Here is a 15848-nt window from a genome sequence, read left to right as displayed (position 1 = left end):
GGGTCCCTTCCCCAGCCGTTTACGTCCCTTCCACCGTAAACGCCACGGGCAGGCCGCGGGTTCCAATCGAACCCCCAACCTGCCCGTACGGGAATACCCCTAGACGCGTCGGACGGACGCGTCAGACGACGATGTTCACCAGCTTCGGCGCGCGCACGATCACCTTGCGGATCTCCGCCCCGCCCAGCGCCGCCACGACCGCCTCGTCGCCCAGCGCCAGCTGCTCCAGCTCGGCGTCGGAGATGGCCGGAGACACCTCCAGGCGGGCCTTGACCTTGCCCTTGATCTGGACGACGCACGTGACGCTCTCGTCCACGACGTACGCCGGGTCGGCGACCGGGAAGTCCTGGTGGACGACCGACTCGGCGTGGCCCAGCCGCTGCCACAGCTCCTCGGCGATGTGCGGCGCCAGCGGGGCCACCAGCAGCACCAGGCGCTCGGCGACCGAGCGCTCCAGCGGCCGGCCCGCCTTCGTCAGGGTGTTGTTCAGCTCGGTGATCTTCGCGATGGCGGTGTTGAAGCGCAGCCCGGCCATATCGGCGCCGACCCCGTCGATCGCCTTGTGCAGCGCGCGCAGGGTGGCCTCGTCCGGCTCCCCGTCGACGACCGTCACGGCGCCCGTCTCCTCGTCCACCACGTTGCGCCACAGGCGCTGCAGCAGCCGGTACTGGCCGACGACGGCGCGGGTGTCCCAGGGACGCGAGACGTCCAGCGGGCCCATCGCCATCTCGTACAGGCGCAGGGTGTCCGCGCCGTACTCCTCGCAGATCTCGTCCGGCGTGACGGCGTTCTTCAGGGACTTGCCCATCTTGCCGTGCTCACGCTTGACGGGCTGGCCCTGGTAGAAGTAGCCGCCGTCACGCTCCTCGACCTCGGCCGCCGGGACGTACACACCGCGCGAGTCGGTGTACGCGTACGCCTGGATCATGCCCTGGTTGAACAGCTTGTGGAACGGCTCCACCGAGGAGACGTGGCCCAGGTCGAACAGCACCTTGGACCAGAACCGCGCGTACAGCAGGTGCAGCACCGCGTGCTCGGCGCCGCCCACGTACAGGTCGACGCCGCCGTGCGGCTGACCCTCGCGCGGGCCCATCCAGTACTTCTCGATCTCCGGGTCGACCAGGGCCGAGCCGTTGTTCGGGTCCAGGTAGCGCAGCTCGTACCAGCAGGAGCCGGCCCAGTTCGGCATGGTGTTGGTCTCGCGCCGGAAGGACCGCACCCCGCGACCGTCGCCCAGGTCCAGCTCGACGTTGACCCATTCCTGGTTGCGCGACAGCGGGGTCTCCGGCTGGGAGGCCGCGTCGTCGGGCGCGAAGGTGCGCGGCGAGTAGTCCTCGACCTCCGGCAGCTCCAGGGGCAGCATCGACTCGGGCAGCGGGTAGGCGACGCCGTCCTCGTCGTAGACGATCGGGAAGGGCTCGCCCCAGTAGCGCTGGCGGCTGAACAGCCAGTCGCGCAGCCGGAAGTTGACGGTCCCCTCGCCGATGCCGCGCTCGGCCAGCCAGTCGGTGATCGCGGCCTTGGCCTCGACCACGCCCAGGCCGTCCAGCGAGATGCCCTCGCCCGTCGAGTTGACGATCGTGCCGTCGTACGAGGTGAACGCGCCCTCCCACTCCAGCGGGTCGGCGTCACGGTCGTCCGTGGGCCGGACGACGCAGCGCATCGGCAGCTCGAAGGCGCGCGCGAACTCGAAGTCGCGGCCGTCGTGGGCCGGGACGGCCATGATCGCGCCGGTGCCGTAGCCCATCAGCACGTAGTCCGCGATGAAGACGGGCACCTGGTCGCCGCTGACCGGGTTGGTCGCGTACGCGCCGGTGAAGACGCCGGTCTTGTCCTTGGCCTCGGCCTGCCGCTCGACGTCCGACTTCGCGGCTGCCTGCTTGCGGTACGAGTCCACGGCCTCGGCCGGGGTCGCGTTGCCGCCGGTCCACAGCTGGTGGGTGCCCTCGGGCCACTCCGCCGGGACGATCTTCGAGACCAGCTCGTGCTCGGGGGCCAGCACCATGTAGGTGGCGCCGAACAGCGTGTCGGGGCGGGTGGTGAAGACCGTGATGGCTTCGCCGTCACCGACCGCGAAGTCGACGCGCGCGCCCTCGCTGCGGCCGATCCAGTTGCGCTGCTGCAGCTTGATGGCCTCGGGCCAGTCCAGCGCGTCCAGGTCGTCGATCAGGCGGTCGGCGTAGGCCGTGATCCGCATGTTCCACTGGCTCAGCTTGGACTTGAAGACGGGGAAGTTGCCGCGCTCGGACCGGCCGTCGGCGGTGACTTCCTCGTTGGCCAGTACGGTGCCCAGCCCGGGGCACCAGTTGACGGGCGCGTCCGAGGCGTACGCCAGCCGGTACCCGTTCAGCACGTCGGCCCGCTCGGCCGCGCTCAGCGCCGCCCAGGAGGCGCCGCCGGGCAGCTCACGGGAGCCGTCCTCGAAGGAGGCGACCAGCTCGGCGATGGGCCGGGCCTTCGCGGCGTCCGCGTCGTACCAGGAGTTGTAGATCTGCAGGAAGATCCACTGGGTCCACTTGTAGTAGTCCGGGTCGATCGTCGCGAACGACCGGCGCTTGTCGTGGCCCAGACCCAGCCGGCGCAGCTGGACCTTCATGTTCTCGATGTTCGCCTCGGTCGACACGCGCGGGTGCGTACCGGTCTGCACGGCGTACTGCTCGGCCGGCAGGCCGAAGGCGTCGAAGCCCAGGGTGTGCAGGACGTTGTGGCCGGTCATCCGCTGGTGGCGGGCGAAGACGTCGGTGGCGATGTACCCGAGCGGGTGGCCGACGTGCAGGCCCGCGCCCGAGGGGTACGGGAACATGTCCATGATGAACTTCTTCGGGCGCGCCACGACCGCCGCGTCGCCGGCCAGGTCACCGGTCGGGTTCGGGGCCTCGTACGTGCCCTGCGCGTCCCATACGTCCTGCCAGCGTGCCTCGATGTCGGCGGCCACGGCAGCCGTGTAACGGTGCGCCTCGGCCGCCTCGGGGGCCGGGGTGTTCGTCTCGCTCATGATTCCTGAAGCTCCATCGATCGTCTCTGCCGGTTCTGCTGCCCAAACGAAAAAACCCCTCGCACAGGAGGGGGCGCCGCGCCGGGCCGACCGCTTCGTGGGGTCGGAACTGTTCAGCGCGGCTCGGTAAGCAGAAGGCGTACGGCACGCATGGCGTCAGGGTACCGCAGCGGCTCCCGGCGGTGCTCTGCCCTTCCGGCCGGTGGACGCACGACGAGAAGCGGGCCACCCGTTTCCGGGTGGCCCGCTTCTTCACTGTGGAGCTATGGAGAATTGAACTCCAGACCTCCTGCATGCCATGCAGGCGCTCTACCAACTGAGCTATAGCCCCTTGTCTTGCCTGCCGCTTCGTGGCCCGTTTCCGGTTCCCCTTGGCGACATCCCAAACATTACACGGTGATGGCCCTGGTCCAAAAATCGGTTTCCGCGGAGCCCGGGCCATGTCCGTTTCGTGGCAGTTCGTCACATACCCTGACGAGCCGCACGTCTCTGGGTCACGCACGCGCAAACTGGTAGAACCGCTTCAGCGTGCAGTGCTCGTCGAGCAGCCGCCCGTAGATCGGCTCGCCCTCCAGCTCGCGGTAGGTCTCGATCGGGTCGCCTTTTATGATCAGCGCCCGCGCACATTCCTCGCACCAGTACTGGTAGTCGGGATTGACCGGCTCCATGTCCCGCACGATCGGCGTGCCGTTGTTGCACCAGTCGCACCGCCGCCGGTGTGCACCCATCCGTCAGCGACTCCCTCCCGCGTCGGGCCGTCGTGTCCCCCTCCGGCCGTCCGATTCTGCCATGCCGGTGCTCGCTCGGGCAGCTGTGGACAAAAGCAAAGATCCCGCCCCCTGTTGGGGACGGGATCTTGATTGTGGAGCTATGGAGAATTGAACTCCAGACCTCCTGCATGCCATGCAGGCGCTCTACCAACTGAGCTATAGCCCCGCTCTCCGCGACGCTCCCCCCGTTTCCGGTGTTCTGCGCTGCGAACAAGAAGAACTCTAGCCTGTGACCAGCCGGAAAGTGAAATCCGGGTGGGAGCCGCTCCGAGGTGGGCTCAGTCGTCGTCGCCGAGCACCGGTTCGGGCAGCGTGCCGGCGTTGTGTTCCATCAGCCGCCAGCCGCGCGCGCCCTCGCCCAGCACGGACCAGCAGCAGTTGGAGAGCCCGCCCAGGCCCTCCCAGTAGTACGACTCCAGGCCCAGCAGGCGGCCGATCGTCGTACGGATGGTGCCGCCGTGGCTGACCACCACGAGCGTGCCGCCGGGGGGCAGCCGGTCGGCGTGTTCCAGCACAACCGGCGCAGCCCGGTCGGCGACCTCGGTCTCCAGCTCGCCGCCACCGCGGCGGACCGCCTCGCCGCGCTTCCACGCCGCGTACTGGTCGCCGTACTTGTCCAGGATCTCGTCGTGCGTGAGGCCCTGCCATTCACCGGCGTACGTCTCGCGCAGCGCCTCGTCGTGCGTCACCGCCAGACCCGTGACGGCCGCCAGTTCGGCAGCCGTGGTGGAGGCGCGCATCAGGTCCGAGGCGATGATGGCGTCGGGCTTCAGCGAGGCGAGCAGCCGGGCGGCACGGCGCGCCTGCGCCACACCGGCCTCGGTCAGCTCGATGTCCGTGGAGCCCTGGAAGCGTCGCTCCAGGTTCCAGGAGGTCTGGCCGTGCCGCCACAGGACGATCTTGCGGCCGGTCTTGCCGTTGCCGGTCGCGGTCGTACCGTCGTTCGTCGCGCTCAGAACAGATCACCGTCCAGTTCGTCGTCGCCCTGCGCGGCGCGCAGCGCGGCGTGCTCCTCCGCCTTGCCCTTGGTGAGCTTGGCGTCCTCGGGGAGGTCGATCTCGGGGCAGTCCTTCCACAGGCGCTCCAGCGCGTAGAAGACGCGCTCCTCGCTGTGCTGCACGTGGACGACGATGTCGATGTAGTCGAGCAGGATCCAGCGCGCGTCGCGGTCGCCTTCGCGGCGCACCGGCTTGGCGCCCAGCTCCTTCAGGAGCTTCTCCTCGATCTCGTCGACGATCGACTTGACCTGGCGGTCGTTGGGAGCCGAGGCGAGCAGGAAGGCGTCGGTGATCGACAGCACGTCGCTGACGTCGTACGCGATGATGTCGTGCGCGAGCCGGTCGGCCGCGGCCTGGGCGGCGGCGGTGATGAGCTCGATGGAGCGGTCCGTGGCGGTCACTGGCCATGCTTTCGGGTTGGCGGGCAGATCCTTACAAGGGTCTCATGTACCGCCGACACCGCCCGCGCGCAGCGTGCCGCGCGGGCGGGGCCGTTCCCGACGGGGCCCACCGGAGTAGGCCGCAGTAGGCCTCGGAGGGCTCAGGACGGTTTGTAATCCTTGCCCAGGGTCACCACGACGTCCGCGTTCACCGCGTTCTCGGCCTTCTTCACGGCCGTCTCGGGCAGTCCCAGCGTCTTGGAGACCTCGATCGCCTTGTCCCGCTGCGCGTCGTCCTGGTACGTGATCTGCGACGCGGGCGCGGTCTTGTCGGCCTTGCCGCCGTCCACCAGGGTGTAGCCGCCGTTGAGCAGGGCCGCCTTCGCCGCCGTGTTCGTCTTCTCGTCGCCGGTCGCGTCCTTCAGGCCGACCCGCGGCAGGGCCCCGGGCTGGGCCTCCGTGACGGAGCCGCCGAGGACCTCCTTGACCACCTTCTTGTTGGCCTCGTCCGTGAGGCCGCCGTCCGGCTTCACCCCGAGCACGTCGGTGCGGTACGCGCCCACCTTGGCGTGCTCGCCGAGCTTGGACAGCAGCGCGCCCAGCGTCTGCGCGTTCAGCGCCGGGTCCAGGATCTGGCCGGTGGTCTCCACGGTCATCGCCGCCGACTTCGGATCGCCGGGCACCTTGCGCAGCAGGCCCAGCAGGACCTTGCCGAGCCGGTCCAGCTGCTTGGCCTCCGGCTCGCCCTGCGCCTTGTACGTGGCGTAGGCGACGGCCATCGCACCGCTGAGGCTCTGCTTCGGGCCCTGGCCGACGGCGGGCACCTTCGCCGCGTCGTCCGCCGGGACGGCCACGTCGGTGTCGACCTCGATGCCGCCGACCAGCTCGACGAAGTTCTCCAGGAAGGGGGTGTCCAGCCGCCAGGTGCCGCCGATGCGGGTGCCGAAGGCCGAGTCGAGGGACTCCCGTACGCCCAGACCGCCGTCCTCGACGGCCTTGCCCAGCTGTGCGGTGGTGCCGTCGTCCTTGGAGACGTTCAGCGTGTTCGGCACGAGGACGGTGGCGCCCTGCTTGGTGGTCACGTTGTCGACGAGCAGCGCCGTGGAGGTGCCGCCCTTCTTGGTGTTGTGCAGGTGCACGACGATCATGTCGCGCTTCTGCGGACCCGTGGCTGCCGCGCCGTTCGACGCCTTGCCGGGGCCCTCCAGGAACGGCAGCTTGCCCGCGTACCAGAGGTAGCCGAGGCCCGCGACGACGAAGACGGCCAGCACGACGATCAGCGCCACCACCCGGTTGCGGCCGCGCCGGCGGGCCTCCTCGCGGCGCTCGGTGCGGCTCTCGGTGAAGGCGAGCCAGTCGATGACGTCCTCGGAGTCCTCGTCCGGCTGGTCGATGAAGGCGAACTGCTCGGTGCGGTACGAGGGACCCTGCCCCTGACCCTGCGCGCCCGCCCCGTCGGCCCGGCGGGGCTCCGGGACCTGCGCGGCGGCGGGACGGTACTCCGGCTCGGGCACGGGGGCCCGCAGGGGGGCCTGCGCCGGGGCCTCGGGGGCGGCCTGCTGCGGGATCCACTGCTGGGTGGCCTGGGTGTCGTACTGCGGGATGCCCTGGGTGTCGTACCCGTACTGCGGGGACTGGGAAGCCTGGGGGTACTGCTGCTGGGGCTGCTGCGGGTAGTACTGCGGGGCCTGCTGCTGGGGCTGCTGGGCCTGCTGCTGGCCGTACCCCTGGTAGTCGTAGCCGTAGCCCTGCTCGTACTGCTGCTGCTCGTAGGGGGGCGCCGGGTCGGTGGCGGGCTGCGCGGGCACCTGGCCGTACAGCGGCCGCCCGTACGCGTCGTAGCCGACGAGCTGCTGCTCCTGGCCGGCATACGGGTCGTACGGCTCGTGTCGGTCGTTCACCGCGGGGCCCCTCTCTCCGGAAGCTCAGGCTCCCCGGTACAGCTCACGCTTGTCGATGTAGCGGACCACGCCGTCGGGCACGAGGTACCAGACAGGATCCCCCTTGGCCACGCGTGCACGGCAGTCCGTGGACGAAATGGCCAGCGCCGGAACCTCGACGAGGGAGACGCCTCCCTCGGGCAGGCCGTCGTCGGTGAGCACGTGGCCCGGCCGGGTGACGCCGATGAAGTGCGCGAGGGCGAAGAGCTCCTCGGCGTTCCGCCAGGTCAGGATCTGCGCGAGGGCGTCGGCGCCGGTGATGAAGAAGAGGTCGGCGTCGTCGTTGAGGGCGCTCAGGTCCCTCAGGGTGTCGATCGTGTACGTCGGGCCGCCGCGGTCGATGTCGATGCGGCTCACCGAGAACTGCGGGTTCGATGCGGTCGCGATGACCGTCATCAGGTACCGGTCCTCGGCGGACGACACGGCCCGCTGCGACTTCTGCCACGGCTCGCCGGTCGGTACGAACATCACCTCGTCGAGGTGGAACAGCGCGGCCACCTCACTGGCGGCCACCAGGTGTCCGTGGTGGATCGGGTCGAATGTCCCGCCCATCACCCCGAGCCTGCGCTTGACCGGGCCGGTCGGCATTTCCTGCTCTCCCATGAGCGCAGAGCCTACTGGCCCGGTGACGCGGCAGGGACCCGCCTACGGGCGCGTACTCGGCGTATGGCGGTTCAGCGGTCCCGGTTCATGCGCGTGGTGACCCACAGCATCAGGAAGAGGATGGCGAGGGCCGCACCGCCGGTCAGGTACGGGTTCAGGCTGTCGTGGTTGCCGCCGTGCTGCTCGGCTCCCTCGGAGGCGAGGACGACCAGGTTGTGGGCGGTGGAGGCGAGGCTCATCAGGCAGGTACCTATCGAGTCGGGGAGCGGGCGGAGATTTCGCTCACATCGTATGCGGGGGCCTGGGGCACGCTCACGTCGACTCAGGCGTTGGAGAGGATAGACGGGCGGCCAGCCGCACACACCAACGGGGAGGGCGCTATGACGGGGACGGGATTCGAGAAGGCACCGGCGCGGGACCGCAAGAGGTTCCCCGGTATTTCCTCACGGGCGTACGAGCATCCGGCGGACCGGTCCGCGCTCGTGGCCCTGCGCAAGCTGACCGGCTTCGACACGGTCTTCAAGGCACTGAGCGGGTTGCTGCCGGAGCGCAGTCTGCGACTGCTCTTCCTGTCGGACTCCGTCCGGGTGGGCGAGACGCAGTTCCCGCACCTGCACGCGATGCTCCTGGACGCCTGCTACATCCTGGACCTGGAGAAGGTCCCGCAGATGTACGTGCAGCAGGACCCGAAGCCCAATGCCATGTGCATCGGGCTGGACGAGCCGATCATCGTGGTCACCACGGGCCTCGTCGAGCTGCTCGACGAGGAGGAGATGCGTGCGGTGGTGGGCCACGAGGTGGGCCACGCCCTGTCGGGGCACGCCGTGTACCGCACGATCCTGCTGTTCCTGACGACCCTGGCGCTCAAGATCGCGTGGATCCCGCTGGGCAACGTGGCGATCATGGGGCTCGTGACGGCGCTGCGCGAGTGGTTCCGCAAGTCGGAGCTGTCGGCGGACCGGGCGGGGCTGCTGGTGGGACAGGACGTGCACGCCTCGATGCGCGGGCTGATGAAGCTCGCGGGCGGCAACCACCTGCACGAGATGAATGTCGACGCGTTCCTCGCCCAGGCCGAGGAGTACGAGCGGAGCGGCGATCTGCGCGACTCCGTGCTGAAGATCCTCAACGTGCTGCCCCGGACGCACCCCTTCACGACGGTGCGGGCGGCCGAGCTGAAGAAGTGGTCGCAGAACCGCGACTACCAGCGGATCATGGACGGCCACTACCCGCGGCGCGAGGATGACAAGGACACCTCGGTGACCGACTCCTTCCGGCAGTCCGCCGCGCACTACGCCGACACGGTGCGCACGAGCAAGGACCCGCTGATGAAGCTGGTCGGCGACATCGCCGGCGGTACGGCGGACCTGGGCGGCAAGCTGCGGGACAGGTTTTCAGGTATGGGTGCCACGGGCGCGGGCGGCGGCGGCAGTAGCGCCGCCGGCGGCGAGGACAAGAGCACCGGCACCGGCAAGGACGGCGCTACGGAGCAGGGCTGACGCCCTGCCCCGAGGCGGCCGGGGACGCCGGGGCCTGTGACTGCGGGGGCTCCGGCGCGGTCGTCGGTGCGAGCACGCCGCACAGCCCGGCCGTGCGGCGCGGACTGCCGCTGGCGTACGGGTCGCTCGCGGCCGGGCCGGTGGTGGTCGGCCCGGCTCCGGCCGTCAGCGGGCGGAAGCCTCCGGCCGGGTCGGCGGAACAGGACTGCGGGCCCGCCATGACGTAGGCCGAGACGAGCTCCGTCCGCCGGGCGGTGAGGTCGTCGCGGTCGAAGCGCATCCGCAGCTCCCGGCGGACGGTGAAGAGCGAGGCCCCGTCCGCCGCGGCGGGCTGGCCGGTGGCCGGGCGCACCGCGTAGACGAAGGTGTGGTCGGAGGTCACCTCCAGGGCGTTCGGGGCGGTCTCCGCCGCGGCGAGGACCCCGCTGACCCGGACCCGGGTGTCGGCCACCACGGCGGTCGCCGGGTCGAAGCGGACGAGCCAGCCCGTGACGGCGTGCCGCCCGTTGCCGGCCGGGACGAGCATGCTCTGGTCGAACTGCGTCAGCTGGTCGGGGTCGAGCAGGACGCGCACCGGCCGTGAGGCCTCGCCGGACAGCACGTCGGGGTCCAGCGAGGACTGCACCAGGTAGTCCTTGGCGATGGTCAGCGCGGTCTGGACCTGCTCCTCGGTGAAGTGGCGGGTACGGCGCACGGCGGGGAAGGTGATCCCGGCCGCCCCGATCCGGTACTGGGCCGCCGGACTCTGCGCGTACAGGTCGGCGGGCCGTCCGCCGGGCACGGGGGCGGAGGGTGCGAGCGGGACGACGGTGCCGCTCATCGCCTCGGCCGGGTCCCCGGCGGGCGGCACGTAGGGATTGCGCAGCCCCATGTAGACGGCGCCGGCGAGCGCCAAGGCGATGCACAGCACGATGATCCGGCCCTGCCGGGCCGCACCGCCCCCGGAGCCGCCGCGGGGTCCCGGATGGCCTCCGCCGGTCGACCAGATCGAGCGGCTCCGTACGGCGCGGGCGTGCTCGCCCATGCGCTCCTGTGCGGAGAACTCCTGGAGCCGGGCAGCCCGGACGAAGTCCTCGTCGAACACCACCGACCGGTACTCGTCGGCCCGGAACTCGTCGTCGGCCCCGCCGGCACCCTCGGGGGTGCCGTTCGGCGGATCTCCTGGCATGGCCATCGCTTCTCCCCGCTGTCCCCGCTCCAGAGAAGCCCCCGGCTCCGGCGATGGGGAGCGGGGTCGTACCTTCAGGGTTGGCGGCTGACGCGGTCCATAAACGCTCCGGCACCGGTGACTTCGCCCATCGGGGTGCTGGCGGGGGCCGGAGCCGGTTCCGCGTCGCTCGCCGCGCTGCGGTACACGGCGCTGAAGGCGAGCGCGATCATGCCGAGGCCCATCACGAAGGCGAGCACCCAGGCGACCGGCCGCAGCCACGGCGAGCGGCCGCGGTAGGGGCGCAGGCTGCCGCCGTAGGCCCCGTACGGGCCTTCCCCGGAGCCTGCTCCGTGGCCGTGGTCCCAGCCGGGATCGTCGGAGTGGTGGCCGTCGGCGCCGCCGTAGGCGTACGCGTCGTAGTCCTCGTCGCCCGTCCAGCCGCCGGCGAAGGCGGCGCGGGCGGCCTCGGCCGCCTCGGCGCGCGCCCGGTCGCCGGCCCGCTGGCGCTCTGCGGCGCTCGGTTCACGGATCTCGGCGTTCCGGACGAAGTCCTCGTCGAACACCACGGAGGCGAAGTCCTTGTCCGCGCCTCCGCGGTCGTCTGCATGTTCTTCGGGGGTCCCGTCGTCCGGGAACGGCTTGCCCCCCACGTCGTCCGGCACGGAACCAGCGTAGACCTGAGGGACACCTTTGGGCAGGGTGTAGGCCGAAATCCGGCCACACCGTGTTCAGGGGTCGACTACCGTACGTGACCGTCGCCGGTGACGATGTACTTGGTCGAGGTGAGCTCGGGAAGCCCCATCGGGCCCCGGGCGTGCAGCTTCTGCGTGGAAATGCCGATCTCCGCGCCGAAGCCGAACTGACCACCGTCCGTGAACCGGGTGGAGGCATTCACGGCAACCGTGGTCGAGTCGACCAGCTGGGTGAAGAGGCGGGCGGCGGCCTGCGAGGTGGTGACGATCGCCTCGGTGTGGCCGGAGGTCCAGCGGCGGATGTGGGCGACGGCCTCGTCGAGGGAGTCCACGACACCGGCGGCGATGTCGTACGAGAGGTACTCGGCGGCCCAGTCCTCGTCGGTGGCCGGGAGGGCGGTGACCTTGGAGTCCTCCGCGTACGCGAGCACCCGCTCGTCGCCGTGGACGGTCACGCCGGCGTCGGCGAGGGCGTCCAGGGCGAGGGGCAGGAAGGCGTCGGCGATGTCCCGGTGGACGAGCAGGGTCTCCGCGGAGTTGCAGACGGAGGGACGCTGGGCCTTGGAGTTGACGAGGATGTCCACGGCCATGGCCAGATCGGCCTGGGCGTCCACGTAGACGTGGCAGTTGCCGGTACCGGTCTCGATGACCGGGACGATGGATTCCTCGACGACGGTCTTGATGAGCGAGGCGCCGCCGCGCGGGATGAGGACGTCGACGAGACCGCGGGCGCGCATCAGCTCGCGGACGGAGTCGCGGGACTCGCCCGGCACCAGCTGGATGGCGTCGGCGGGCAGACCGGCCGAGGCGACGGCGTCGCGCAGGATGCCGACGAGGGCGGTGTTGGAGGCGTAGGCCGAGGAGGAGCCGCGCAGGAGGACGGCGTTGCCGGACTTCAGGCACAGGGCGGCGGCGTCGACGGTGACGTTGGGGCGGGCCTCGTAGATGATGCCGACGACGCCGAGCGGGACGCGGATCTGGCGGAGGTCGATCCCGTTGGGGAGGGTGGAGCCGCGGACTACCTCGCCGACGGGGTCGGGCAGGGCCGCGACGTCGCGGACGTCGGAGGCGATGGCCGCGATGCGGTCGGGGGTGAGGGTGAGACGGTCGATGACGGTCTCACTGGTCCCGGCGGCGGCCGCCTTCGCCGTGTCGACGGCGTTGGCCTCGACGATCTCGGCCGTACGGGCCTCCAGCGCGTCCGCGATGGCCAGCAGGGCCTTGTCCTTGGCGGACCGCGGGAGCGGGGCGATGGCCGCGGCGGCGGTCCGGGCGGCTTGCGCGGTGGCGATCACGGGCGAGGTCGTGGCATCGAGCGAGGTCATGCCGCCAGGGTAATCCCCGCCCACCCCCGGGCCGATGGGGTTCCACCCCCCGAGACGCCTTCTTGACGCGGAGCTCGCACCGCTAGGCGGGCTTCGCCCCCGCTGCACCGGACTCCGTCCGGTGGCGGCGGGTGGCACCCGTGCCGACCAGCCCCCGACGGACGGAGTCCGGCGCAGCGACGCGAAGCCCGGGAGGCCCGCCACGGCCGAGTGGTGCGAGCGGAGCGTCAATAAGGGTGCACGCCCATGGGGTGGGCCGGGGGCGGGCCGTAGCCTTCGGCGACGCGTTGGTGGTAGGTGGCGCGGTCGATGACTTCCAGGCCGACGATCTCCCAGGGCGGGAGCTTCGCCGAGGAGCGGTGCTCGCCCCAGAGCCGCAGTGCCACGGCCGCCGCGTCGTGGAGGTCGCGGGCTTCCTCCCAGTAGCGGATCTCCGCGTGGTCGTCGGCGTAGCGGCTGGTCAGCAGGAAGGGGTGGTCGTGGGCGAGCTGCTCCAGGCCACGGCGTACGTCGCACAGCGGCGCGGGCTTCCCGGAGACGCTCAGGGTGATGTGCCAGAGGCGGGAGGCATCCCGTTCCTCCCCGCTCCCGCCGACGTCACCGTCCCCGGTGCCGACGCTGGTCAGCGCTCGTCTCACCAGCCGCCTCCTTGTCCCGCGCTACGCGTGTCCGCCCCTCACAGTTGACCAGTCCTCGGCTCACCGCGCGGCGGTTTTACCTAACCTCAGCCCTGCAGCAGGACCAGATCGTCGCGGTGGACGACCTCCCGCTCGTACTCGGGTCCGAGTTCCCGCGCGAGCTCGCGCGTGGAGCGGCCGAGGAGCTGCGGGAGCTCCTTGGCGTCGAAGTTGACGAGGCCTCGCGCCACCGCCCGGCCGTCGGCCGCGCGCAGTTCCACGGGGTCCCCGGCGACGAAGTCGCCCTCGACCGCGGCGATGCCGGCGGGCAGCAGCGAGCTGCCGCGTTCGGTCACCGCGCGGACGGCCCCGTCGTCCAGGACGAGGTGTCCCTGCGGGGCCGACGCGTGCTGGAGCCAGAGCAGCCGGTCCGTCGAGCGGCGTCCGGTGGAGTGGAAGAGGGTGCCGGTCGCCCGTCCGGCCAGGGCGTCCGCGGCCTGGCTGGCCGAGGTCAGGACGACGGGGATGCCGGCGGCCGCGGCGATGCGGGCCGCCTCGATCTTGGTGGCCATGCCGCCGGTGCCGACGCCCGCCTTGCCGACGCTGCCGATGGTGACGTGGGCGATGTCCTCCGGGCCGCGCACCTCGTCGATGCGGGTGGTGCCGGGCTGGGACGGGTCCCCGTCGTAGAGGCCGTCGACGTCCGAGAGCAGCACGAGGAGGTCGGCGCGGACCAGGTGGGCCACGAGGGCGGCGAGGCGGTCGTTGTCGCCGAAGCGGATCTCGTCGGTGGCGACGGTGTCGTTCTCGTTGACGACAGGCAGCGCCCCCATGGCCAGGAGCTGGTCCAGGGTCCGGTAGGCGTTGCGGTAGTGCGCGCGCCGGCTCGTGTCGTCGGTGGTCAGGAGCACCTGGCCGACGCGTACGCCGTACCGGGCGAAGGAGGCGGTGTAGCGGGCGACGAGCAGGCCCTGGCCGACGCTCGCGGCGGCCTGCTGGCGGGCCAGGTCGGTGGGGCGGCGGCGCAGGCCGAGCGGGGAGAGTCCGGCGGCGATGGCTCCGCTGGAGACCAGGACGATCTCCTTCTCGCCGCCGCTGCGCGCCTTGGCCAGTACGTCGACCAGCGCGTCCACCCGGTCGGCGTCGAGTCCTCCGGCCGCCGTGGTCAGGGAGGAGGAGCCGACCTTGACCACGATCCTGCGCGCGTCGAGCACACCCTGCCTAGCCGCTGACACTTCTGTCCCCTGACCCTTGACCCTCGCCGAACACGAACCTGCGCCCCTTCGAAGCTTCGAAGCCGCCCGTTCAATCTACGGGGTGTCCGGGCGGGTCCGCCCAGGGGTTTCAGACCGTGGACGCGCTGTGGGTCTGCTCCGGTTCCGCGGCCTTGTCGCCCGTCCCCGGGATGAGGATCTTGCGGGAGAGGACGTAGGTGAACGGGATGGCCACCACGGCCGCGACCAGCGGCGCGATCTGGGTGTTCATGCCCGCCCAGGTGACCAGGGCGTACAGGCCCGCGGACTGGATCACGTAGTTGGTGATGTTGGTCAGCGGGAAGAGCAGGAACTTCTTCCAGGTCGGCCGGGTCCGGTAGGTGAAGTAGGTGTTCATGAAGAACGAGCCGACCATCGCCAGCACGAAGGCGATGGAGTAGGCGGCGAAGTACGGCATCAGGGGATGCAGGAGCAGGTAGATGGCGTAGAAGGTGCCGGTGTTGACTCCGCCCACCAGTCCGAAGCGGATGATCTGGGCGAGCTGGGCCCTGCGGTCCGGGGCCGGACGTTCGTTCGTCGTGGGCGGCATCAGTTGCTTCGCTCCGCAATCACGGCCTGGGCCTGGGGCAGGTCCCGGACGTCGGTGGACGTGGCCGTCCGGTCGGCGCCGTGCGCCTCCTTCACCAGGAAGTGCGGCCGGCGCTTGGTTTCGTAGTAGATGCGGCCGATGTACTCGCCGATCAGGCCCAGCATGATCATCTGTACGCCGCCCAGGCCCGCGATGAGCGCGACGATCGTGACGTATCCCGGGGACTCCACCCCGTTGGTCATCGCGAGGACGGCGATGACCACGGCGTAGAGAACCGTCAGGGCCACCAGTGACACGCCCGACCAGATGCCGATGCGCAGCGGCCGGTTGTTGAAGGAGATGAGCCCGTCCATGCCGTAGTTCAGCAGGGCGCCGAACTTCCACTTCGTCTCGCCGGCCTCGCGCTGCGCGTTGCGGTAGTCGAAGTGGACCGTGTCGAAGCCGATCCAGGAGAAGAGTCCCTTGGAGAAGCGGTTGTACTCGGGCAGCGACAGCAGCGCGTCCACGGCGGGGCGGGACAGCAGCCGGAAGTCGCCGACGCCGTCGGTGAGCTCCACGTCGACCCAGCGGTTGATGCCCCGGTAGTAGAGGCGGCTCAGGGCCGTGCGGAGCTTCTTGTCGCCCTCGCGGGTGCGGCGGGCGATGATCTGGTCGTGGCCCTGCCGGTAGTAGTCGAGCATCGTGGCGATGAGCTCGGGCGGGTGCTGGAGGTCCGCGTCCATGATGACCACGGCGTCGCCGGTCGCCTCGCGCAGGCCGGCGAGCATGCCGGCCTCCTTGCCGAAGTTGCGGCTGAAGGAGACGTAGCGGGTCCGGTCGGCGTGCTGGGCCGCGATCTTACGGAGTTTGCCGAGGGTTCCGTCGCGGCTGCCGTCGTCGACGTAGCAGACCTCGTACTCGACGGGAAGCTCGTCCAGGACCTTGCGGATCTCCGTGTCGAAGCTGTCGATGACGGCTTCCTCGTTGTAGCAAGGGACTACTACAGACAGCTTCATGAACACTTCCTGCGGTCCGAACGGGTGATTTACGGCGACCGGACCTGCCACTCACCTCTTCCTTAGAAGTATGCACGGCGGTGG

15 protein-coding genes and 2 tRNA genes are annotated in these 15848 nt (G+C 70.6%); 1 reads left to right on the top strand and 16 read right to left on the bottom strand.

Going from position 1 to position 15848, the window contains the following annotated elements; all coding sequences use genetic code 11:
• Window positions 1-121: 121 nt before the first annotated feature.
• From leuS to OG898_RS18565, 9 genes are all read right to left on the bottom strand, one after another.
• A complete protein-coding gene (gene leuS / locus OG898_RS18605) occupies window positions 122-2995 on the bottom strand; it encodes a leucine--tRNA ligase (RefSeq protein ID WP_250739444.1) in 2874 nt (957 codons plus the stop codon).
• 258 nt (window positions 2996-3253) lie between these two features.
• A tRNA-Ala gene (locus OG898_RS18600) sits at window positions 3254-3326 on the bottom strand.
• A 163-nt stretch (window positions 3327-3489) separates the two neighbouring features.
• On the bottom strand, window positions 3490-3723 hold the full coding sequence (locus OG898_RS18595; RefSeq protein WP_007264019.1) for a hypothetical protein: 234 nt from the start codon (window positions 3721-3723) through the stop codon (window positions 3490-3492).
• Window positions 3724-3858: 135 nt separating this feature from the next.
• A tRNA-Ala gene (locus OG898_RS18590) sits at window positions 3859-3931 on the bottom strand.
• A 112-nt stretch (window positions 3932-4043) separates the two neighbouring features.
• Entirely contained in the window at window positions 4044-4721 is a 678-nt protein-coding gene (locus OG898_RS18585; RefSeq protein WP_250739601.1) for a histidine phosphatase family protein, read from the bottom strand.
• Window positions 4718-5164: a ribosome silencing factor gene (gene rsfS, locus OG898_RS18580; RefSeq protein ID WP_250739445.1), complete on the bottom strand. Its 447-nt coding sequence runs from the start codon at window positions 5162-5164 to the stop codon at window positions 4718-4720. The genes OG898_RS18585 and rsfS overlap by 4 nt, the downstream gene beginning before the upstream one ends.
• A gap of 140 nt (window positions 5165-5304) precedes the next feature.
• A complete protein-coding gene (locus OG898_RS18575; protein ID WP_250739446.1) occupies window positions 5305-7044 on the bottom strand; it encodes an LCP family protein in 1740 nt (579 codons plus the stop codon).
• Between the two features lie 24 nt (window positions 7045-7068).
• On the bottom strand, window positions 7069-7686 hold the full coding sequence (gene nadD, locus OG898_RS18570; RefSeq protein ID WP_243334788.1) for a nicotinate-nucleotide adenylyltransferase: 618 nt from the start codon (window positions 7684-7686) through the stop codon (window positions 7069-7071).
• A 71-nt stretch (window positions 7687-7757) separates the two neighbouring features.
• Window positions 7758-7925, bottom strand: coding sequence for a hypothetical protein (locus OG898_RS18565; RefSeq protein WP_250739447.1), 168 nt, complete (start codon window positions 7923-7925; stop codon window positions 7758-7760).
• 141 nt (window positions 7926-8066) lie between these two features.
• Here OG898_RS18565 and OG898_RS18560 point away from each other — a divergent pair, with 141 nt between their 5' ends.
• On the top strand, window positions 8067-9182 hold the full coding sequence (locus tag OG898_RS18560; RefSeq protein ID WP_266958093.1) for a M48 family metallopeptidase: 1116 nt from the start codon (window positions 8067-8069) through the stop codon (window positions 9180-9182).
• Here the strand turns inward: OG898_RS18560 and OG898_RS18555 are convergent.
• The 7 genes from OG898_RS18555 to OG898_RS18525 form a co-directional block, all read right to left on the bottom strand.
• A complete protein-coding gene (locus OG898_RS18555; protein ID WP_266958091.1) occupies window positions 9166-10356 on the bottom strand; it encodes a hypothetical protein in 1191 nt (396 codons plus the stop codon). The genes OG898_RS18560 and OG898_RS18555 overlap by 17 nt on opposite strands.
• A gap of 68 nt (window positions 10357-10424) precedes the next feature.
• A complete protein-coding gene (locus tag OG898_RS18550) occupies window positions 10425-10994 on the bottom strand; it encodes a hypothetical protein (protein ID WP_250739450.1) in 570 nt (189 codons plus the stop codon).
• A gap of 77 nt (window positions 10995-11071) precedes the next feature.
• Window positions 11072-12349 carry a glutamate-5-semialdehyde dehydrogenase gene (locus tag OG898_RS18545; protein WP_266958088.1) on the bottom strand — a complete coding sequence of 426 codons (1278 nt, stop codon included), beginning with the start codon at window positions 12347-12349 and terminating at the stop codon, window positions 11072-11074.
• Window positions 12350-12576: 227 nt separating this feature from the next.
• The gene (locus tag OG898_RS18540; protein WP_250739602.1) at window positions 12577-12975 is read right to left on the bottom strand and encodes a hypothetical protein; all 399 of its coding nucleotides are present in this window, start codon (window positions 12973-12975) and stop codon (window positions 12577-12579) included.
• A 98-nt stretch (window positions 12976-13073) separates the two neighbouring features.
• A complete protein-coding gene (gene proB / locus OG898_RS18535) occupies window positions 13074-14201 on the bottom strand; it encodes a glutamate 5-kinase (protein WP_250739452.1) in 1128 nt (375 codons plus the stop codon).
• A gap of 109 nt (window positions 14202-14310) precedes the next feature.
• Window positions 14311-14769: a GtrA family protein gene (locus OG898_RS18530; protein WP_250739453.1), complete on the bottom strand. Its 459-nt coding sequence runs from the start codon at window positions 14767-14769 to the stop codon at window positions 14311-14313.
• Window positions 14769-15764, bottom strand: coding sequence for a glycosyltransferase family 2 protein (locus tag OG898_RS18525; protein WP_250739454.1), 996 nt, complete (start codon window positions 15762-15764; stop codon window positions 14769-14771). The genes OG898_RS18530 and OG898_RS18525 overlap by 1 nt, the downstream gene beginning before the upstream one ends.
• Window positions 15765-15848 lie beyond the last annotated feature (84 nt).

Source organism: Streptomyces sp. NBC_00193 (assembly GCF_026342735.1).
Classification (GTDB): domain Bacteria; phylum Actinomycetota; class Actinomycetes; order Streptomycetales; family Streptomycetaceae; genus Streptomyces; species Streptomyces stoeckheimensis.
The sequence above is the reverse complement of the archived record's forward strand: the minus strand, read 5'-3'. Positions and strand labels throughout refer to the sequence as shown.